Raw genomic sequence first — 21,734 nt, forward strand, 5'->3', positions numbered from 1 at the left:
CCCCTGTTTTATTTTATGGTCTTGTGATTGCAGGTGTCGGGAAATCTATCGGCGTATGGTGATACGTCGCCGTAAGCGCCCATTTACCATCCTTAACAGTGAAGAAGCCGTATTCCCCGAAACGCCTGTCACCAGCCGAGTTAAGTGCCATATAGTTGCTGAGTCCTATATATTTCCCCGCAAACGTGTTTATCTGCCCGCCGAGGGTTGTTGCGGAATCGTTCACAAAACCGCCGTATGCCAGCGCACCTATCCACACTGAATCCCACGCAGTATAAGCATATGTGATGGGGTCATAACCAAGTTTTTCATGCAGTTTGTCCCGCACCACCATTCTGGATATCGGTTCAGGAACGGTCTTGCTGCCAACCTCTATGATTGAGTATATGGCGCATGTGAACCCCGTCTCCTCTGCGAAATTTGCAGCCTTATCTGAATCGAACAGCGACGAGTTTTTGGCAAATCCGTCACCGCCGTACCATGCGGCACCTTTAAGAACCGACGATCCTGACGAGTATTCAAGTATCTGCGTACCCTCTTCATAAGAAAGCAGAAGAACGGCACTTTTTCCCTCGGTCGAAGACGAAACTGCGTCCTCCGCGCTGTCTACAGCCTTCCTGTATGATGATACTGAATCCGGTTCATAGGTTATTGAAGCCTTAACTGTCAGCCCCGCCGCGGCAAGGTCTGTCGCTACGCTCTGCGCCAGTTCGCCGCCCCAAGTATCGTTTCTGTATATTATTGTTATGTCAGTCTTTCCGTCCTCTTTCAGAAGCATTGTGAGTGCGTTTGCCATCTCCGCATCGGAAAGGATAAATCTGTACAGATTATCCCCGCTCACAGCAAGCGCATCGGAAGTAGCCGCCGGCGAAATGAGGGTCATGCCGTATGAGCTGAGATAAGGCAGAAGCGCCTCGGCAACGGAACTGCTGATAACTCCTGTCACCAGAGTAATCCCCTCCCCGTGCAGTTTTTTAAGTGCTGCAACCGCAGTGTCGGGATCCGTCGCAGTGTCTTCAACAGAGAGCGCCACCCTGTTGGACGATCCGTAAAACGCATAGTAGCTGTTTATGGAATCGGCGGCGTTTTCAATGCCTTTCAGTGCGGACATTCCTGCCTGAGCCAGTCCTCCGGTTTTGGGAACCAGAACGCCCAGCTTTATTGTTCCGCCCGGAACATCCGGCAGACTTATCCCCGTTGAAGAGACTGTAATTATCTGCGGAGTTACGCCGGAAAATGTGTAAGCGTCAGTAACCTGAGACACGGAAGAACTTATCATCCTGTGGAAGCTGTATCCGCTGTCCTCTTTGTCCCCTGCCGCAGTCAGTTCCAGCCTTCCGCTGACCCCTGCAAGACCGGGTTCGGTGTTGCTTGTCACATCGAATACAGCCTGAATAATATCGTCCGCAGAAGCGGACGCACCCTTTTCCATCAGACCAAGACCGATAAGCCAGGCGGCATCGTAACCAACAAGGGACGAAACATTTGTCACTCCGTTGTTCAGAGTATATATTCTCTCGCGTAAGGCACGGTCGGGAATAACTTTTTTGGGCATGGCGAGTGCTTCCTCGTCGATGGTGAACTCAGGACTCATAAGGGACACAGCCGCGGCGAAAGCGGCAGAATCGGCATTTGCAAAAAAGATACTCTGGTCTGCGTTTCCGTCGCTTCCGTACCATCTCACGTTTTCAAGCGTGGTTCCCCGCGCCGCATCAAAAAGAGCGACAGCCTCTTCCAGAGAGGAGAGCTGAACCGCCACGGCAGAAGCGCCGTATGTCCCGACGGCGGCATCAACAGCGGTCTTTATCTGGGCAACCAGAGCGGAAAAGTCCTGTGTTCCCGCAGGATATGTGAAAGAAGCCTCCACACTGCCGCCAAGGGTTGTGAACTCAGTGCGGACAGCCGCTGAGAGCTCGTTTCCGTAATTGTTGTCGAGGTTGACCGTGATAAGGCGTGTATGCCCCTCGCGGTTCATCATCATGGCAAGCCCTTTCGCCTGATTTTCATCGGACGGGGCGAGTCTGAGGAGGTTATCGCCGGCAATGGCGAGGGACGGTGCCGTGCTGCTGCTTATAAGCAGTATGCCGTTCGCGTTGGCATAGTCCAGAACAGCCGCCGCTTCCGCACTGCTCCCCGGACCGATGACGAATTTTATTCCCTGCGCGTGGAACTCTTTCAGCTTTTCAAGGGCTGTTGACGGGTCTGTGGCGGAGTCCGCATAGACAGCGCTCAGACGGACGGGTGAACCTGAAACCTCAAGGTGTCTGTTAACATCCTCGATACCAAGTTTAACAGCTATTTCCATCCCTTTTCCGGTGGATGCCATTGAACCTGTCATCGGCAGAAGGGCGCCTACCTTAACGGTTTCGGTGTTTTCGCCGCCGGAACTGCCGGATAATCCGCAGCCAGCCAGCAGAAAAACAGAAACGGTTAAAATACATATTAAAAGTAAAAATCGCTTCATAACACACTCCGATGAAAACGAATAATCACTTTAATTTTAACACAAATCTCAACGCTTGTAATCCGTTATGAACTGGTGCCCGATACTATACCTCCCGTCTGAGTTTTTTCGGTGTGTCAAAATTCCATTTTTTATAAGCTCTGTAAAAGGCACTGACCTCTGAATAACCAAGCAGTGCCGATATTTCTGAATCGGTCAGCCGTGTGTTTCTTATATAATGCTCCGCCAGACTGCGGCGAACGTTCGCAAGTGCCTGCGAAAAGCTCTTTCCCTCATTTTTAAGGTAGTTCTGCAATGTACGCACACCAACCTTCAGACCGCCAGCCACAAGCTCTATGGTAACGTTTCTGTCGCCGATGTTCTTTAGAATCTCCTTCTCAGCACGGTTGAACCATGAACTGTTCCCCATCTCGCTGAGAATAGCATTCGCCTGAGCCTCAAAATATTCCAGCATGGTGCGGTTCGCGTTGCTGACCGGAATATTCAGTTCGTCCTTTTTAAAAAAAACCGCGTTCTCCTCCTTTTCAAAAAAGAGATGTTCGCCGAAAAGCTCATGATACATTGCGCAGTCCCGTACCCGTTTCCGTGAAAAAAATACATATGCCGGAACAACCTTCTGACCGAGAATCTGTGAAAGAATATTCAGAACAGCGCTGAGATGCACCTCCGCATGGTGCGCCGGAACGGGTATATTCATATTCTCGTTGATGTATACTGCAAATTTATAATATTTTCCGTCATCTGCGAAATGAAATTTCAAAAGACTGCTGATAAGCTGCTGATATCTGCTGAACTTCTCGATCATCTGCTTCAAAGTAGGTGTGTTAAGAAGCAGATAACCCAGAAGTCCAAGCGACTGATAAGGAATGGACTGACCTATATCAAGCGCCAGATGCGGATTTCCCGTCTTTTCCATACAATACCTGAACACAGCCGGAAGATGCCCGCCGTCTATCTTTTCGTTCCGGAAAACGGAACCGTCAAGACCGAGAAACTCCAGCATCTCATCCACAGCAACTCCGGCGTTCGCTTCAAGAGCCTTCAGAACGTACTGAAAAGTTATCCCCGACACTTCGGTCATATTTCACCCTTTCGCAAAATGTCAGTAATTATACATACAATACCATTAAAATATTAAGCGTTATTTTGTATAACAGCATAAAAATCCGAGGGTGTATAAAATGTGTGACTGCAAAAAAGAGATAAAGGTTGATGAGAGCTACGTCAGTTTTAAAAACATAAACTGTTTCGAAAATGCGTGTCAGGTTGTTGACCACCTTCTGAGAGTTCTGAAGGAGACACAGTATTCAAACGCATTTTGGGAAAGATTTGTGGAACGCATACCCGAAGGCTATTACCTCCGCGACCCGCAAAAAGACCCGAAAGAGGAGCTTCTTTACCTTGTGTGCTCCTGCGCTTCCATGATAGGCGAGCTTTTCGACCGGACAGAGGACGAAGACGCCCTCCACGCCCTTGAAAAATGTGAATCGGAATGCTGCTGACAGAAATCTATTGCCGTTTTGAATACAGACGCTGATTATAGTTGCAAATACCTCCAAAGGAGTTTCATATGAAGCGGCTGTTCATGTTTATTTTCTCCCTGTTCGTCGCCGGAACTGTCTATGCAGGCGAATCCGTGACCTACAAATCTGAAGGCAAAGAGTACGAAGGCTATTACGCCCCCGCCTCGAAATCCGCACCGCTGGTGTTCATTGTCCACGACTGGAACGGTCTGGACGAATATGAAATGCAGCGGGCTGCGATGCTTAACAAACTCGGTTATTCCGCTTTTGCCGTAGATATGTTCGGCAAGGGTGTTCGTCCCGAAGCCATTGAAGATAAGAAACGTCTCACAGGTGAGCTTTACGCCGACAGAGCCAAAATGCGCAGACTGCTGAACGCCGGATATGAAGCGGCAAAGGCAAAGGGCGCTGACGTCGGCAACGCAGTTATCATAGGCTATTGCTTCGGCGGCACTGTTGCGCTGGAATACGCCCGCACAGGCATTCCGCTGAAATCTTTCATCTCATTCCACGGAGGTCTCGACACCCCGCCCGACCAGAACTGGACAACAGCAAAAGGCGAGGTTGTGATATTCCACGGCACAGCCGACACTGCTGTCAGCATGGACTCTTTCGCGGAACTTGCAAAGGCTCTTGAAAAAGCAGGCATTAAGCACGAAATGCACACTTACAGCGGCGCTCCCCACGCGTTCACTGTATTCGGCGCTCCATCTTACCGTAAGGATGCCGATGAAAAATCATGGAAACGGTTCACGGAATATCTGAAAGAGATTTTCGGCAGATAAAAAAAGCGGAGGTTTTCGCCTCCGCTTCAATTTTTTTCCTGCGGAACCCGCCTGAATCTGTCGCCGATGAATTTGAAAAACATATAGATATTCTTAGATTCCTTCGTGAGCAGCGGCCCCAGAACAGCCAGCAGAAGCACATATACCACTGCGAATGACTGGAGTACGGGCAAAAGCCCGCCCGCTTTGCCGATACTCGCCATGATTATCGAAAACTCCCCTCTGGAAACCAGCGTAAAACCTATATTAGTGGACGCTTTAGGCGAAACACCTGCTATGCGTCCAGCTATCCTGCCGGAAATGAAATTCGCCGCTATGGTGAGCAGAACTCCGATAAAAGCCGCTCCGACAGCACCGCCGAGGGACATTGGGTCAATGCTCAGACCAAAGCTGAAAAAGAACATGGCTCCGAAAAAATCTCTGAAAGGCACTATCATGTGTTCAATGCGCTTTCCATGTACTGAATCAGCGAGCACAAGACCAATCAGAAGTGCGCCTATTGCCTCGGCAACGTGCACTGTCTCCGAAAGCCCCGCAGTGACGAACAGCAGCGCTGCCACCGTAAGCAGGAACAGCTCGGAGGATTTTATATCCAGAGATTTGTCGATATATTTCATAAACCTGCGTCCGGCAGCAATGAACAGCAGAATGAAGCCCAGAGCAAACACTGAAGTTTTCGCTATTGCGCCGACGGACGTTGCACCGCTCAGAACCAGACCGGACAGGAAAGACATATGTATGGCGATGAAAAGGTCGTCGAACATTATCATACCCATAATAATTTCCGTTTCGGGGTTCGCCGTGCGCTTCAGATCAACAAGCACCTTCGCAACGATCGCCGTTGAAGAGCTTGTCATGATTCCGCACACAACCATGGTCTCTTTAAGAGGAAAACCCAGCATCCAGCCCAGCAAAAGTCCTGACACGAAGTTAAGCCCTACATAAAAAGCGCCGCCCGCAACAATGGATTTTCCTGATTTCAGAAGCCTGCTTACGGAAAACTCAAGTCCAAGATAAAAAAGCAGAAAGAGCACGCCCAGCCTGCCCATGAACTCGATAAATTCGTAGCTTTCAAGAAACCGGAAATCAAGTATTCCCATATGCGGCACATGAGGACCCATCAGCATCCCGACAATTATGTAAAACGGTATGACGGAAAACCTGAACCGCTCGGCAATAAGCCCCACGGAGGCTATAAGAACAAGCGCGAAACCTATTTCAAGTACAACTGCATCCATTCAGCCTCCCCTGCTATTTCGCGGCGAGGAGTTCTTTGAACAGCTTTATGTGCTGTCTTTCCCCCGCAACAACAAGGACAGAATCGGATACGAATTTGTAATCCGGTCCGGGAACGATATTCTTTTTCTCTTTCTCAACGACGGCAATAACCGAAACACCTGTTAACTGCCTGACCTTCAGTTCGCCTATCGTTTTGCCTATCCATGAAGAGGCAGGATCTATCCTGTGCCACTCTATAACAAGATCGTCTATCTCAATATCGATGTTTTCAAGTGCTTTCGGCTTATAAGCCATTCCGCCGATTATCCCGGCCAGTTTTCTTGCCTCATCGTCGGTGAAAGTCCCAACGGAAAGCCTTTCATCCGGATCTTTCGGGTCGGGAACATACATTTCCCTTGTTCCGTTGTCGTGGACAATAACGATAACTCTGCCCTTCTCTTTAGTTTCCAGAATGAATTTTCGCCCGATACCCGGCAGATCAGTCTCTTTTACCTGCATTTTCAATCCCTCCCAATTATTTTTACTATATAATTTTTCTATATGATTCATTTTAAGACATTATAGTTCACTGTCAAAGCAAAATTAATTATATCATATATATTTGTTTTGATTTTAGAGGCATTTTGTACTATGTTTTCTGATTATCAATCAATACGGAGGGGCGCAATGATAGTTTCCGTCATCGGAGCAACGGGCTATACCGGATACGAACTCATCAAAATTCTGGTAAGACACCCGCGCTTCCGCATCGGACATCTTGTGAGCGAGACATATGAAGGCAAGGCTTTCAGCGAGGTCTACCCCTATTTTAAGAACCTGTGCGACACCGTTATCATCGGCAGAGACTATGAAAAAGTTGCCGCGGAGTCCGAAGCGGTATTCCTCTGTCTGCCCCACGCAGCGGCACAGCAGGCTGCGGATTTCTTCCACGGCAAAGGGCTGAAAGTGGTTGATTTGTCGGCTGATTTCAGGATAAAGGACGCGCAGCTCTACGAAACCGTTTACAAAACAAAACACATCTTCCCTGACCTGCTTGAAAAAGCGGCTTACGGCATACCTGAGATATTCGGCGAAGAGATAGCGAATACAGACATGGTGGCAAACCCCGGCTGTTACCCGACAACGGTGATAATGCCGCTCTTCCCCCTTATTAAAGACGGACTTATAGACGCTTCATACGTCATAGCCGATTCCAAATCCGGCACCACAGGCGCAGGAAGAAAGGCGGACCTTACGCTCTCGTTCAGCGAGGTGAACGAGGATTTCAGACCCTACAACATATTCGGACACAGACATAATCCTGAAATGAACCATATCCTTGAAAGGACAGGACAAAAAGCGGACGTAACCTTTACGGCGCATCTGCTTCCCGTAAACAAGGGTATAGAAACAACCATATACGCGAAAACCGACAAAAGCCTTGCAGAGCTTGCCTCATGTATGAAGGCTTTCTACAAAGACCGACGTTTCGTACGCATCTATGACAACGGACACGTTCCGTCCATCAAAGACGTTGTTGATACAAACTTCATCGACATATCGCTCTTTCTGAAAGACGGAAAACTGATTATCGTGTCCTGCATCGACAACCTGATAAAGGGTTCAAGCGGCGCCGCCGTGCAGAACCTGAATGTCATGTGCGGTCTGGACGAGACGGCTGGTATACTTTAAAATAACAGGGATTGCCTTCGCAGAGACGTAAGCGTCATTGCGAACCCCACGGAGCGGGTTCGGCAATTTCATCTGAAAAATCAGGAGACAACAATGATACAGAAGATAAACAAGGCGGGTGTATGCGCACCCCTCGGATTCCTCGCAAGCGCAGTTAATGCGGATGTTAAAGGTAAAGGCAAGGATAAAAAAGACCTCTGCCTCCTCTATTCGGAAGTTCCGTGCAAAACTGCGGCGGTGTTCACAGCGAACACCTTTAAGGCTGCCCCACTCAGACACGCCATAAAAGCCATGGAAACTTCGAAGGATTTTCAGGCGATACTGGTTAACAGCGGAAATGCCAACGCCTGTACAGGCGAAGCGGGCATTCAGAACTGTGAAACACTAGCGGCAGCACTGGCGGAAAGCCTCGGCATAGACGCGGCAAAGGTGCTGACGGGTTCCACAGGAACGATAGGCGTTCAGCTCCCCGTTGAGCGGATGGTAAAGCACATTGACGAGCTTGTGGACGAACTGGACGACGGCAACTCCGATACGTTTGCCGAAGCCATAATGACAACCGACACCTTCCCGAAACAGGCGGGCGTACTGGTTGAAACCGCAAACGGCGCATACGTCGTTGCGGGTGCGGCAAAGGGTGCCGGCATGATAGCCCCCAACATGGCAACCATGCTCTGCTACATCACCACCGATGCAATGGTCAGCGAAAAAAATCTGCAAGCGGCACTTTCGGACGCTGTGAAAGGCTCTTTCAACAGCATCACCGTTGACAACGACATGAGCACCAACGACACAGTTGTACTTATGGCGAACGGAATGAGCGGCATCATCCCCGACATGGAAGAGTTTAAAGAGGCTGTGACTCACGTATGTCTTGAGCTTGCAAAAATGATTGTTAAGGACGGTGAAGGAGCAACGAAATTCATCACAGTGAACGTGAAAGGTGCGGACAGCGACGAAGACGCGAAAAAATGCGCGTTCCTCATAGCCAACTCCCCTCTGGTGAAGACAATGTTCCACGGCGAAGACCCGAACTGGGGCAGGCTCATGGCTTGTGTAGGCGCAAGCGGAGTTAAAGCGGACGAAAGCACAACCGACCTTTACTTTGAAGACCTTCTCTATGCCAAGGGCGGACTTATCATCGACGAAAAGATGGAACCAGAAGCCGCCGCAATAATGAAACAGTCCGAAATAAGCATAACGCTGGATTTAAACTGTGGTTCTGGAACTGCACAAGTGTTCACATGCGACCTCAGCAGGGAATATATTGCAATCAACGCCGACTACAGAAGCTAAACCCATCCATGCCCCTGCCAAAAGCGGGGGCTTCTTTACATATTTTAACTTTTATTTTTGTTTTTCTGTGTTAAAATAATACATTGTCTCATATCTATATACGAGCCGGACTGATGACAAACAACTTAAACCCGATGAGATTGCCGCGTCAGCCTGACGGCTTCCTCGCAATGACAGCTACTTACGTCTTTGCGAAGACTGAAAGGATTAAGCAATCTAATCTTTCTTAGCCTTTGTCAAAAACCTGTCTCATATCAACATATGAGCTTTTATTTATTTTGTTGCGGTGACAATTATGAAAACAACTATCCCCGTATGGGTTAAAGTCGTACTCCCTATCGGAATATCCGTAACTCTTTTTGTTTTCATAATCTTCGGAATACACATTCCGGATGTTGAAAAACGTCTGCTGGAACAGAAGAAAGCTCAGATTCACGACCTCACCCAGACCGCCATCGACGTTATAGAATATCAGCGGAAACTTGCGCAGCAGGGCAAAATAACCGAAAAAGAGGCGAAAACACAGGCGGCGGCGATCATTGCCGGAATGAAATTCGGTCCGGAACGCAAAGACTATTTCTGGATAACAAACTATGAACCCCGCATGGTTGTTCATCCCTACCGCTCTGATCTGGACGGGAAAATGCTTGACGATTTCACCGACCCGAAAGGAAAACATCTCTTCAATGACATGGTTCAGGCTGTAAAACTTAACGGCGAAGGCTACGTTGACTATATGTGGCAGTGGAAGGACGACGCCGGCACCATCATCCCGAAAATATCCTATGTCAAAGCATTTCCCGAATGGAAATGGATCGTCGGAACCGGCATATATATTAACGACATAAAAAAAGAGGCGGCATCACAGGTCGCCAAACTTATATTTTACACAATTTCCATTTTCTTCTTTATCCTCATTCTCTCCGGTTACACAATTATGTCAGGCGTGCACACCAACGAGGCGCTGTTACTTAGGGAAAGAGAACTGGAGGCACTCAACCGCGAACTGGAAGACCGCGTGGCGGCACGCACAAAAGACCTTAAAGACTCACTGGAAGACCTTAAACGGACTCAGAATCAGCTTATAGAAGCGGAAAAGATGGCTTCTCTGGGTAATCTGGTGGCAGGGGTCGCCCATGAGATAAACACTCCTGTGGGTATAGGCGTCACGACGGCAACATACCTTGAGGATAAGCTGAAAGCTCTCACTGCCGCATACGGTGCGGGGCAGATGAAAAAGAGCGATCTGGACAAATTTTTCGAGACCGCCGAGCAGTCACTGCACAGCATTTCCGCAAACCTTCTGCGGGCGGGCGCTCTTGTGCGCAGTTTCAAACAGGTTGCCGTTGACCAGACCAGCGAGCATCCGCGCATCTTTAATGTAAAAAACTACTTCAACGACATACTTCAGAGTCTCAGCCCGCGGTTCAAAAACACGGGACACAAAATATATCTGCACGCCCCGGAAGATCTTACGATAGAGTCATATCCGGGCGCACTTATGCAGATTTTCAGTAATCTGATAATCAACAGCCTCGTACACGGATTCGACGAGATAGAGAACGGCGTCATAGAGATTAAAGCAGAACCGGAAGGAGACAGTCTGGTTTTCACCTATACAGACAACGGGGTCGGCATGAACGAAGAACAGCTCTCCCGCATATATGAACCCTTTTACACCACAAAACGCAATGCGGGCGGTTCGGGGCTCGGCATGAACATAGTTTACAATCTGATCAGCAGAAAGCTGAACGGCACCATAAAAACACAAAGCAAACCGGGACAGGGAACAACATTCATTATAACCATGCCTGTTAATGGAGAAAAGAAATGACTAACAGCGGCGACAACCTTATTTTTGCACTTGAAGACGACCTTGACAGCCCCATGGCTAGCCATGGAGAAGATTTCTGGAAAGTGCTTATCGTGGACGATGAACCGGATATCCACACCACCACAAAGATGGTTCTTGACGATTTTATCTTCGAAGACAGAAAACTGAAATTTTACAGCGCATATTCCGCAAAGGAAGCGATTGATATAATGAACCAGATAAAGGACTTCGCCGTTATACTCCTTGACGTGGTGATGGAGAGCAACATAGCTGGTCTTAACCTTGCGAAGATGATACGCGGCGAGATGGGCAACAGGTTCAGCAGGATAATCCTGCGCACGGGACAGCCCGGCGAAGCGCCGGAAAAAAAGGTCATAGCAGAATATGACATCAACGATTATAAGAACAAAGCGGAACTCACCAGCCAGCAGCTTTACACCACCATGTTCTCCGCTCTGCGCTCATACCGCGACCTGCGCATCATAAACCGCAACAGCGAGGGTCTGAAACAGATAATCAATTCCACAGCAAACCTTTTCCAGCGCCAGAACCTTGAACAGCTCGCGCAGGGCGTGCTCACTCAGGTGGTGTCAATACTCGGTCTGGAAAACTCATATTATGTCAGCACTTCCGGCTTTACAGCAGCGCGCACAGGCGAGAGCGATTTCAGGATAATCGCCGCCACAGGCAGATTCACTCAGTGCATAGGTGTGAATATTGACACATGCACACCGATCCCGACAGAAATTGTTCCTTATCTGAAAGAGGCTGTAATAAAAGAGAAAAGCGGCTTCATCGACAGTCACTACGTCGGCTATTTCCCCACTATGAAGGACAAGATACACCTGCTTTTCATTGAGGACTGCTCACAGGATCTCGGACCGGAGATTGAAAACCTGCTCACCATATTCAACCACAACGCAGGCATCGCTTTTGACAATGTCATACTTAACAAAGAGATACAGGAAACCCAGATAGATATAATCCACCACCTCGGCGAGGTTGTGGAAAGCCGCTCGAAAGAAACCGCTTACCACGTTAAACGCGTTTCCGAATACACCTACACCATAGCAATTGAAATGGGATTCCACGAAGAACAGGCGCAGCTTTTTAAGATGGCATCTCCCATGCACGACATAGGAAAAATAGGCATTTCGGACTCCATTCTGCTCAAACCCGACAGACTCAGCAGCGAAGAGATGAATATCATGCGCACCCACACTGAGATAGGATACAACATGCTTAAAAACTCATCCCGCCCCCTGCTCCAGACAAGCGCTGTCATAGCCCGCGACCACCACGAATACTGGGACGGAAGCGGATATCCGAGAGGGATATCGGGAGAGGAGATACACCCCTCCGCAAGAATAGTCTGCCTTGCAGACGTTTACGACGCGCTTGGAAGTAAACGGGTATACAAGGAAGCATGGGCGGAAGAGGACGTACTTCAGTTTATAGAGAACAACCGCGGAAAAATGTTCGACCCGAAAGCGGTGGACGCTCTTATCAGAGCATATGCAAAAATAGCACTCATTAAAGAGCGCTACAAAGACCCGGAATGAGCAAATGTTTACGGCTCTCCTGCACTATCGGGTAGGTAAATATCACATATAAAGAGAAAAATATTTTATTTTGCATAATTACCAGTTGATTACAGTTTTTATGCAAAAATGTAAGAATAATTGACACCTTGTGTCGATATTTGATAAACTTTTTTTGAAAGTATGTGCACTTTGTAAGCATATTTTCATGATTATTTAATTTTCTTATTGGAGAAACCTATGAAAAACGTCTACTGGCTGCATTGCGGCGGCTGTGATGGCGACAGTGTCTCTCTGCTTAATCTCGATAAGCCCAATCTGGTTGATATTTTCGTTGATCTTGAAATCAACCCTCTTTATCACCCTTCCCTATCAATCAAAACCCACAAGGAACAGCACGAACTGCTGGAATCTCTCCAAAACGGTTCAATCCCTCTGGACATACTCGTTGTCGAGGGAAATGTGCTGAAAGGTCCCGCCAGCACAGGCATGTTTGACCTGAAGTTCGGAGTTCCGAAAAAAAATATACTCATGTCCCTTGCTAAGAAAGCGCAGTACATCATTGCGCTGGGTACCTGCGCATCCTTCGGCGGGATAGGTGTCGGGTCTGAAACACAGGCGACAGGTATTCAGTTCACCCGAAAGGAAAAGGGCGGACTTCTCGGCGCTGACTATGTTTCAGGCGGCGGACTGCCTGTAATCAACCTTTCAGGCTGCCCCTGCCACCCCGAAATTTTCACCAGCATACTCGCCATGCTCAACAGCGGCATCGAGATAGAACTGGACGAATACAACCGCCCCCTCGCATGGTACGGAATGATGGTACATCAGGGGTGCACCCGCAACGAATACCATGAATACCGCGTTGAAGAGAACGATTTCGGTGAAAAGGGCTGCCTGTTCTTTCACCTCGGCTGCCACGGTCCGCTCACAGGCGGTTCATGCAACAAACTTCTCTGGAGCAAGCGCTCGTCAAAACCCAGAGTGGGCGTGCCCTGCTTCGGGTGCAACAATCCGGACTTTCCGCAGGAATATCCGTTCTTCGATACAAAAAACATCGAGGGCATCCCAATCGCACTGCCGAACGGCATCAGCCGCGCACATTACATGGTATACAAAGGCATGGCTGCCGCGGCGGCACCTTTGCGGCTTAAAAAACGCCAGACAAGGATATAGGAGTCTGCCATGGCAAAAATATCATGCAGTTTCCCCGTCAACAGAGTTGAGGGAGACCTTACGCTGCAAATAGATTTTGAAAACAATACAGTAACAGAGGCGCGCAGCGTCGGCACCCTTTACAGGGGCTTCGAAAAAATAATGTGCGGACGCGGTGCTCTGGACGGACTCGTGATAACCCCCAGAATATGCGGGATATGCAGTCTTTCACACCTTACGGCTGCATCAGCAGCGCTGGACAGTCTATGCGGGACAACTCCGCCGGACAACGCGCTGCGCATAAAGAACATAACGGGCATGATGGAAATGATACAAAGCGACCTCCGTCAGTCGGTGCTCATGTTCATGCCGGATTTCGTTAACCCCGCATACGCATCAAATGAGTTATACACTGAGGCGGCAATGAGATACGCGCCACTCAGGGGCACTAGATGCGCTTCCGCCGTCAAAAGCTCGGCAACCATTGTCGAAATAATAGCCATCCTCGGCGGTCAGTGGCCGCACACCTCTTTCATGGTACCCGGCGGCGTTACGAACGTTCCCACAATCCACGACATTGTACAGTGCAGACACCTCATCGTTCAATGTATGAAAGCATACGAAAAACAGATACTCGGATGCAGCGTTGAGAGATTTAACGATATCAGTACGAAACAGGAGCTTGACGAATGGCTCGCCGCATCCGCGGACCACAGCGAAAGCGACATGGGATTTCTCATCCGTTTCGGCAGGAGCATAGGACTTGACGCCATCGGCGGAAGCTATGACAACTTCCTTTCATACGGAGCTTTCGACATACCCACAGACTCGGACGTAAACCCCAGCCACGGAAGAGAAAAACTGATACGCTGCGGATACGCGGAAGGGGTAAACGTAACTGAGTTTGACCAGAGCCGTATTGCAGAAGCAATATCCCACTCATGGTTCAACGGATATGAAGGAGCGCGGCACCCGTTTGAAGGCATGACGGAACCGGAGGCGAGCGGAGAGGAAGGCAGGAAATACTCATGGGTTAAAGCACCGCGCTACAACGGAAAACCTGTGGAAACCGGACCTCTTGCTCAGATGATAATAAACGGCATACCGCTCTTTACTGAGCTGGTAAGAACCGAAGGCACATCGTCTCTCACAAGGCAGATGGCAAGGCTGGCGCGCCCGGCGAGACTCTTCCCCAGAGCCCTTGCATGGATAGACGAAATGGCAAAACTGCTTGGCAATTCACCGTTTTACACTCCATACGGAGAGATAAAAGACGGACGGGGAATAGGGCTGACCGATGCCGCAAGGGGCGCTCTCGGACACTGGATAATCGTTGAAGACAAAGCAATAAAAAAATATCAGATAATAACCCCCACCGCATGGAACGGTTCGCCGCGGGACGACGCAGGACTTCCCGGCGCATGGGAAAAGGCACTTGAGGGCGTGAAAGTGGCGGATATCGATAACCCTATCGAAATAGGGCACATAATCAGGTCTTTCGACCCCTGCCTTGTCTGTGCTGTTCACAGGCTGGACAGCGGAAAAAAGATATTCATATGCTAAAGAGGACTGACAAAATCGTCAGCCGGGACGGCTCCTTATGGAATATCAGTACATGGAGAGTATCAGAAACAGTATGATTGACGGCAGAATAGTCGAAAAACTTATGTCTGAAAATAACCTGCTGCGCTCGGAGATACGCGTTTCCCACGAGGCGGCGGAGATTACCACCAAACTTGTAATAGAGCAGTTTGAAAAAGCGGAATCTCTCATGCAGAAATTCGAGTCTGCAAGCGGTTTTCTGAAAGCTGTAATGGATGCTGCCATGCAGATGTCGATTATAGCCACCGACCTTGACGGTCAGATAATACTTTTCAACCGAGGGGCTGAGTTCATGCTTGGTTATACAGAAAAAGAAGCCCGGCAAATGAGCTTTTTCGATATTTTCGACAACAAAGATCTTCTGAACAACTGTGTGACCCTCATGGCGAACACCGACACACTGATGTCCGACAGAGACAAACATGCAGAGGTCATATCGCGGATATCATCACAGATAAACGAAGGGGTTTTCTGCCGCAGAAACGGAAGCCGTTTCCCCGTCAGCTTCGCCATAACCCCCATAAAGGAGAACGGACAAATAGTCGGCTGTCTGTCCGTCGCCATGGACATTTCAACACTGAAACAAGCCGAAAGCGAGCTTCATCAGGCTTATAAAGACATTTCCGAAGCCAACGAAAGGCTTCAGAAACTGGATAAACTCAAATCTGATTTTCTCTCGTCCGTATCCCACGAACTAAGAACACCGCTGACATCCATCAGGGGTTTTTCTAAACTCATAGGAAAGGATTTCGAACGGTTCTTTGTGCCTCTAACCGGAGACAACCCCGCTCTTGCAGCGAAATCGGAGAAGATAAAAGAGAACCTTTCGATAATTCTCAGCGAAACAGAAAGGCTTACAAGACTTATAAACGACGTGCTCGACCTTTCGAAAATAGAGTCGCAGAAAGCACAGTGGCGCGAGGAACCGGTTAACATGTCCGAAATGCTCCGCCACGCGGTTAACGCCGCAAAAGGGCAGTTCGACGACAGACCGGAAATCGAACTTACGACAGATATCCCCGAAGCCCTGCCGTATGTCTTCGGTGACTACGACCGCTTCGTTCAGGTCACGGTCAACCTTCTGAACAACGCGTCAAAATTCACAAAAGAGGGCAGAGTCACTGTCCGAGCATACGAAACCGGCAGCGGATTCGTTCAGGTGGACGTAGTGGACACGGGCTGCGGTTTCCCGCCGGAAGAAGCGGAAGCTGTCTTCGATAAATTCCGTCAGGTCTGCCACGGCGATACACTTGAGGAGAAACCGAAAGGAACCGGACTGGGACTTTCCATTTCACACGAAATAATCACCCGTTTCGGCGGAAAGATATGGGCGCGCTCCGCACTTAATCAGGGCAGCACGTTCAGCTTTACCCTGCCCGCAATGGTGCAGGAAACAGGTATTACGGAAGTGCAGGATGCGAACGGAAAACTGATCTTGGTCGTTGACGACGAAATGGCCATACGCTCTCTGCTCACTCAGTTTTTCACATCATACGGCTTCCGTGTGGCAACTGCCGACAATGGCAGGACTGCCATCGATATGGCGAAAAAGTTCAGCCCTGACCTTATCACAATGGATATCGCAATGCCTGTTATGGACGGCAAGACCGCCATCGACAACATGAAACAGGACGAAAAGCTGAAAGATATCCCTATTGTAGTGCTCTCCGCATTCAACGACAGTTTCGCCGCCAACGGAGATGTTGTCTTTGACAAGCCCATAAACGAACAGCGACTGATTGACAGCGTTTTTATGCTGATAAATAAAGAAAAACTGAAAGATTGCCATGCCTGCCTGATAATTTGCAGACAGGACTGCGGACGTAGCGTCGAAATTCCGTCCATCTCTCCGAAAAACGCCGAGATGTGCCAGCCGCATGATCTCGAAACGAAGCTGGAGAGCGGCTATAAGGGTCTGGTGGTGATTCCCGCCGATATGATGGAATATGTCGATCTGCACAGGATAAGCTCATACGAAAGCATTCAACTGCTCATCCTGCCGCATAAACAGTGAGGTTTAGAAAATGAAACGCATTCTGATTGTGGACGATGAAGTTCATATCCGCTCCCTCCTTGAACAAACGCTTGAAGACATCGAATTTCTGCACGGTACAGAAGTGGAGATTCATCAGGCGTCCGACGGAAAAAGCGGACTGGACATGATCTCCTCTGTACGCCCGGATCTTGTTTTTCTCGATGTTATGATGCCGGAAATGAACGGATACGAGGTCTGTAAAGCTGTTAAATCCGATGGTGAGCTTCAGCGCACGCTGATTATCATGCTCACAGCCAAGGGACAGGAAACAGACAGGGAAAAGGGTGTCTGCAACGGCGCAGACTTCTTTATGACAAAACCGTTCGACCCTGACGAAGTTCTTGAACTTGCGGGGAAACTCCTTGGACTCGCATGATAATTTTAACCTGCTGAAGAAACATCTGCGCCCTCAGCAGGCAAAATCAATTCTCTGCTCCTTTGCTCAGGCAACGGGAAACGCTCTTGGGTTCCGCATAGGTTCCGGCGGTAACGTATTCTGCCAGTATCCTGAAAACCCGGAAAATGAGTTTTCTGCCGCACGCCCTTTGGGCATCAGCGGAGAACGCATGGGCGGTCTCTTTGTTTATTCCGGTCGCGACAATGAAGGACTCTGCTGCAATATTGCGGACGCTCTCGCATGTTCCCTGAACTCCATGATAGAGTGCGAACACGCACGCCGCGCAGTCTCCGCGGAAACTCTTTCCGCATACAGAGAGCTTGCCCTTCTCCAGCGCACCGCAGACAGGCTTAACCGTGAACTGAAACCTTCCGGTATAGGTTCCATACTGCTCGACGAAACTGGACTTTCTTACGAAGGGGGAAAGGTCGGCGTCGTTCTTGAATTTGATAAAAACACAAAGACATACAGGCTGCTCGCGAACAGGGGCGAAGATTCCGACAGAATTTTCAGCTCTTTCGTTGATTCAGGTACATGTATGATATTCGCAAATATGGACAGAGTGCAGATAATCAACGATTTCGGTCTGTTCATATCCTCAGGCGGAAAAAATTATTATTATAAATCTGTTATGATAGTGCCTCTCACTGACGGAACCTCATATATGGGATACATGCTCACAGCGGCTCCGGAGGGCGATTTCTATTCGTCATCCGACAAGAAGAGAATGGAAACAATCAGCTCCACAGCGGCAACCGCCCTGCACAATGCTATTATGTTCGACGAGCAGAAGGTACTCTTCGACTCTTTTCTTAACGCCATTGCAACTGCAATCGATGCAAAGTCTCCTTACACAGCGGGACACTGTAAAAGGGTTCCATGGATTGCCCACGAACTTCTTAGCGCCGCCAATCAGATGCAGGAAGGTGTTTTCTCCGATTTCACAGTAACCGAGGACGAGATAAACGAGCTGAAGGTTGCGGCGCTTCTGCACGACTGCGGAAAGATAAGCACACCTGAATGGATAATGGATAAATCCCTGAAACTGGAAGGAATTATAAACGGTATAGAGCTTATTCGGCTTAAAATGGAACTTTATAAACTGAATCTGACTCTTGGAGCATACAAAGAACGGAATGGTGAACTTCATGACGACGGAAAGCTGTCTGCTCAGATTGAAAAAGCCGGACAGCATATGAAAACCCTGGAAAGCCTTAACAAAGGCGGAGAGAATCTTGATTCCAGCGTAATTGAATGGCTGAAAGACCTCGGAAAGATTCAGATAGAAATGTCTGACGGCAGATTTCTGCCTCTGCTCAATGACGACGAGGTTGAAAAACTTTCGATAGCAAGAGGAACACTCACAGCGGCGGAAAGACAGGTAATTGAAGACCACGTTGTTAAAACAGTTATGATGCTGAGTGAAATTAAATTTCCTGAAAACATGTGCAACGTAATAAACATAGCCGGACTGCACCACGAAAAGCTGAACGGAACCGGATACCCCTATCGCATGAAGGGGGAAGATATACCTATCAGGGCGAGGATAATAGCGATTGCAGATATCTTTGAGGCGCTCACTGCCGAGGACAGACCCTATAAAGGTCCAGGCACCCTGAGCCGTGCCATAGAGATAATGGGATACATGGTTCGCGACGGACACATCGACGAAAACCTATATCATCTTCTGCTGGAATCGGGCATACATGTGAAATACGCCAGACAGTTTCTGCCGCCGGCAGCTATGGATATATAGAAACAGACGGCTCTTACGAGCCGTCTCAGGTTATTTATCAGGAACCTCTATCAGAAGCACGTCGGCATCCGTTTCAGCTCTGAATTTTATTGTATAGTGTGCTGTGAACGTAGCCTCATCGCGCCTGTTAAGCGTTTCACCGTTAACGGATATTTTTCCGTCAACGGACATAATGAACACTCCGTTCCCATTTCTGCGCAGATTGTACTCGCACTCCTGCCCCTCGCTGAAAAGCCCTCTGTGCACCCATGCGTCCTGATGTATTACCAGTCCGCCGTCGGAAGCGTCTCCTGAAACCAGCGTAACAAGCCCGCCGCGGGCACTCTCAAGATCAAACCTGCGCTGATCATACTCAGGCTTAATATCCTTGTCGCGGGTGCGTATCCATATCTGGAACAATTTCAGCGTTTCACTGTCAGACGGATTATATTCCGAGTGCATAAGTCCTTTTCCTGCGCTCATCTTCTGCACTTCACCCGCTTTTATAACAGTTTTGTTGTTCATGGTATCCCCGTGAGCAACAGCACCCTCCGTCACGATGGTGATTATCTCCATGTTATTGTGCGGATGCAGCGGAAAACCTGCGGACGGCTCTATAATATCGTCGTTAACCACGCGCAGTACGCCGAAACCCATTCTCGACGAATCGAAATATTCAGCAAAACTGTAGCTGAAAGCAGATTTCAGCCAGCCGTGGTCTGCACCCCCCCTGTCTTTCGCTCTGTGTATCTTCATTGACATATCAGCCTCCTTTCCTGTTAGCCTTCCGCAGTTTTCTTATGATAGCGGAAAGCGTATCCTGCTCCTCGTCCGACAGACATTCGAAATACCCCTCCATGTTCTTCGCATGATCAGGGAATATCTCTGAAATTATTCCGCCGCCCTCTTCAGTTATTGATGCAACTGTTACCCGCCTGTCCGTTTCCGGATGTTTTGTCTCTATAAGTCCCTTCTCTTTAAGATTTTTAATAACAACAGTCATGTTTCCGGGTGTGCTTAGAACCAGCTTTGTCAGCTCGCCAACTGTAAGCCCGCCCATATGGTAAAGCGCCTCCATAACCCCGAACTGCTGTATGGTCAGACCTTTGGACTCAATGAATTCGTTCTCCTTTGCGCGTATTGTTGAAAAAGCTCTGGCAATCTCTATCCATGTGCGCATCGCTCTGTCAGCCTTCTGTCCGTATGAGTATTTCGATTTCATTTTTTTCTCCTGTGACAATGAATATATTACTAATTAGTAATTTTGCAACGGATTTTTATATGCACATGGAAACAGCTGATATTAATGAATTTTAAGGATGATGCTGACTATGAGCACGAGTATGATGGCGATGGAATAGAAGGTCATGGCTCTGTTCTTTTCGCTTAGATAAAACAGAAAAGCGATGAAAACACCAGTGAACGGTGTGGCAATGAGAAGAAAAACGGTGAAAAGCGCCGTATACCTGTCTAAAGGGATATCGGTCTTAAAGATATATTTGACAACCAGCGACAGCATGATGACGGCAGACGCAAGGACAATGCTGACTCTTGTAGTAAACGAATATATCTTTGCTATACGTCTTTTAAGCACTTCGTCTATCATTGTATCCCCTTATAGAACATCTGCACCGCTATAACAGCCAGAACAACAGCAAACATAATCCGCAGTCTTTTGTCCGTTACCTTCTGAAATTTTGAAGCACCAAGCCTTGAGCCGAAAATAACCCCCAGAACCATTGTAATAGATGTCACGGGAGAGGATTTACCGTAAATGAGATAAGGAATACTTCCGGCTGCGGCGGTTAGCCCTATCATATAATTGCTGGTGGCAATTGAAACCTTTATGGGGATTCTGGAAACAAGGTTCATCACAGGAACTTTTATAACCCCGCCGCCGATGCCCAGTGAACCGGATGCAAATCCGGCAAACGATGATACCAGCGCAACCATAGGCAGTTTGACAGGGGTATATTTTATCTTTTCGCCACGTTCAGTATCAAAATATTCATCGGAAAAACGGTTGGTATATGAATTTTCATAGGTATTTGCATCGGATTTTTTGAAACTTTCGCGCACATAGAGCAGCGCTATCAGAAACAGAATAAGCCCGAAACTTATCTCAAGAAGATGTTCCGGAGTATGGTTGCCCACCATTCCGCCTATGAAGGCGGCAAGCACCGTAAGAGTTTCAAGAAATATGCTGAAACGCAGGTTTACAAAACCCTTCATGATGTTCACAGGGACAACGGCAGTGCTTGTTGAAACTATTGTCATAAGTCCCACCGCAACGGCATAGTGCATGGGTACGTCAAAAAAGAGCACAAGTATAGGCACAATTATTGAACCGCCGCCGATACCCAGAAGCGCCCCTATTATACCCGTAACAAAACCGACGATGAGAAGCAAAATAACTGTCATGATAGGATATAGTAGCCCTGAGGCATTACTAAGTCA

The 21,734-nt window shown here is 48.5% G+C and carries 19 protein-coding genes; 11 read left to right on the forward strand and 8 right to left on the reverse strand.

The window, feature by feature from the left end:
• Positions 1-13 precede the first annotated feature (13 nt).
• Positions 14-2,464 (reverse strand): ABC transporter substrate-binding protein, encoded by a 2,451-nt coding sequence (locus tag Q7P67_RS06090; protein ID WP_303851044.1) that lies wholly within the window; start codon positions 2,462-2,464, stop codon positions 14-16.
• An 85-nt stretch (positions 2,465-2,549) separates the two neighbouring features.
• Positions 2,550-3,545 (reverse strand): AraC family transcriptional regulator, encoded by a 996-nt coding sequence (locus tag Q7P67_RS06095; RefSeq protein ID WP_303851045.1) that lies wholly within the window; start codon positions 3,543-3,545, stop codon positions 2,550-2,552.
• 100 nt (positions 3,546-3,645) lie between these two features.
• Between Q7P67_RS06095 and cowN the strand changes: the two genes are divergently transcribed.
• Both cowN and Q7P67_RS06105 read left to right on the forward strand, forming a co-directional pair.
• Positions 3,646-3,966 (forward strand): N(2)-fixation sustaining protein CowN, encoded by a 321-nt coding sequence (cowN, locus tag Q7P67_RS06100; RefSeq protein WP_303851046.1) that lies wholly within the window; start codon positions 3,646-3,648, stop codon positions 3,964-3,966.
• Positions 3,967-4,034: 68 nt separating this feature from the next.
• Positions 4,035-4,772, forward strand: a complete 738-nt coding sequence (locus Q7P67_RS06105; protein ID WP_303851047.1) for a dienelactone hydrolase family protein — start codon at positions 4,035-4,037, stop codon at positions 4,770-4,772.
• A gap of 26 nt (positions 4,773-4,798) precedes the next feature.
• Here Q7P67_RS06105 and Q7P67_RS06110 read toward each other — a convergent pair whose 3' ends face one another.
• Together Q7P67_RS06110 and Q7P67_RS06115 are read right to left on the reverse strand one after the other, a co-directional pair.
• Positions 4,799-6,010 carry a cation:proton antiporter gene (locus Q7P67_RS06110; RefSeq protein ID WP_303851048.1) on the reverse strand — a complete coding sequence of 404 codons (1,212 nt, stop codon included), beginning with the start codon at positions 6,008-6,010 and terminating at the stop codon, positions 4,799-4,801.
• A gap of 13 nt (positions 6,011-6,023) precedes the next feature.
• The gene (locus tag Q7P67_RS06115) at positions 6,024-6,509 is read right to left on the reverse strand and encodes a cation:proton antiporter regulatory subunit (protein WP_303851049.1); all 486 of its coding nucleotides are present in this window, start codon (positions 6,507-6,509) and stop codon (positions 6,024-6,026) included.
• 168 nt (positions 6,510-6,677) lie between these two features.
• On the opposite strand from Q7P67_RS06115, the gene argC reads away from it, so the two are divergent.
• From argC to Q7P67_RS06160, 9 genes are all read left to right on the forward strand, one after another.
• Positions 6,678-7,682 (forward strand): N-acetyl-gamma-glutamyl-phosphate reductase, encoded by a 1,005-nt coding sequence (argC, locus tag Q7P67_RS06120; protein ID WP_303851050.1) that lies wholly within the window; start codon positions 6,678-6,680, stop codon positions 7,680-7,682.
• Between the two features lie 93 nt (positions 7,683-7,775).
• A complete protein-coding gene (gene argJ / locus Q7P67_RS06125) occupies positions 7,776-8,978 on the forward strand; it encodes a bifunctional glutamate N-acetyltransferase/amino-acid acetyltransferase ArgJ (RefSeq protein WP_303851051.1) in 1,203 nt (400 codons plus the stop codon).
• Positions 8,979-9,273: 295 nt separating this feature from the next.
• Positions 9,274-10,812 (forward strand): cache domain-containing protein, encoded by a 1,539-nt coding sequence (locus Q7P67_RS06130; RefSeq protein WP_303851052.1) that lies wholly within the window; start codon positions 9,274-9,276, stop codon positions 10,810-10,812.
• Positions 10,809-12,374, forward strand: a complete 1,566-nt coding sequence (locus tag Q7P67_RS06135) for a response regulator (RefSeq protein ID WP_303851054.1) — start codon at positions 10,809-10,811, stop codon at positions 12,372-12,374. Before Q7P67_RS06130 ends, Q7P67_RS06135 begins: the two co-directional genes overlap by 4 nt.
• A gap of 219 nt (positions 12,375-12,593) precedes the next feature.
• Complete coding sequence (locus Q7P67_RS06140; RefSeq protein ID WP_303851056.1) at positions 12,594-13,529, forward strand: hypothetical protein; 936 nt, start codon at positions 12,594-12,596, stop codon at positions 13,527-13,529.
• A gap of 9 nt (positions 13,530-13,538) precedes the next feature.
• Positions 13,539-15,071, forward strand: coding sequence for a nickel-dependent hydrogenase large subunit (locus Q7P67_RS06145; RefSeq protein WP_303851058.1), 1,533 nt, complete (start codon positions 13,539-13,541; stop codon positions 15,069-15,071).
• Between the two features lie 37 nt (positions 15,072-15,108).
• On the forward strand, positions 15,109-17,124 hold the full coding sequence (locus tag Q7P67_RS06150; RefSeq protein ID WP_303851059.1) for an ATP-binding protein: 2,016 nt from the start codon (positions 15,109-15,111) through the stop codon (positions 17,122-17,124).
• Positions 17,125-17,134: 10 nt separating this feature from the next.
• Positions 17,135-17,521 carry a response regulator transcription factor gene (locus tag Q7P67_RS06155; RefSeq protein WP_303851060.1) on the forward strand — a complete coding sequence of 129 codons (387 nt, stop codon included), beginning with the start codon at positions 17,135-17,137 and terminating at the stop codon, positions 17,519-17,521.
• The gene (locus Q7P67_RS06160) at positions 17,508-19,298 is read left to right on the forward strand and encodes an HD domain-containing phosphohydrolase (RefSeq protein ID WP_303851061.1); all 1,791 of its coding nucleotides are present in this window, start codon (positions 17,508-17,510) and stop codon (positions 19,296-19,298) included. The genes Q7P67_RS06155 and Q7P67_RS06160 overlap by 14 nt, the downstream gene beginning before the upstream one ends.
• Before the next feature lie 30 nt (positions 19,299-19,328).
• On the opposite strand, the gene Q7P67_RS06165 is transcribed toward Q7P67_RS06160, so the two are convergent.
• From Q7P67_RS06165 to Q7P67_RS06180, 4 genes are all read right to left on the reverse strand, one after another.
• Positions 19,329-20,039 carry a pirin family protein gene (locus Q7P67_RS06165; RefSeq protein ID WP_303851063.1) on the reverse strand — a complete coding sequence of 237 codons (711 nt, stop codon included), beginning with the start codon at positions 20,037-20,039 and terminating at the stop codon, positions 19,329-19,331.
• 1 nt (position 20,040) lies between these two features.
• Entirely contained in the window at positions 20,041-20,499 is a 459-nt protein-coding gene (locus tag Q7P67_RS06170) for a MarR family winged helix-turn-helix transcriptional regulator (RefSeq protein ID WP_303851064.1), read from the reverse strand.
• Positions 20,500-20,580: 81 nt separating this feature from the next.
• Positions 20,581-20,883, reverse strand: coding sequence for a hypothetical protein (locus tag Q7P67_RS06175; RefSeq protein ID WP_303851065.1), 303 nt, complete (start codon positions 20,881-20,883; stop codon positions 20,581-20,583).
• Positions 20,880-21,698, reverse strand: coding sequence for a sulfite exporter TauE/SafE family protein (locus tag Q7P67_RS06180; protein ID WP_303851066.1), 819 nt, complete (start codon positions 21,696-21,698; stop codon positions 20,880-20,882). The genes Q7P67_RS06175 and Q7P67_RS06180 overlap by 4 nt, the downstream gene beginning before the upstream one ends.
• Between the last annotated feature and the right edge of the window lie 36 nt (positions 21,699-21,734).

Origin of the sequence: Seleniivibrio woodruffii (genome assembly GCF_029267515.1) — a bacterium.
Lineage (GTDB): Bacteria > Chrysiogenota > Deferribacteres > Deferribacterales > Geovibrionaceae > Seleniivibrio > Seleniivibrio woodruffii_A.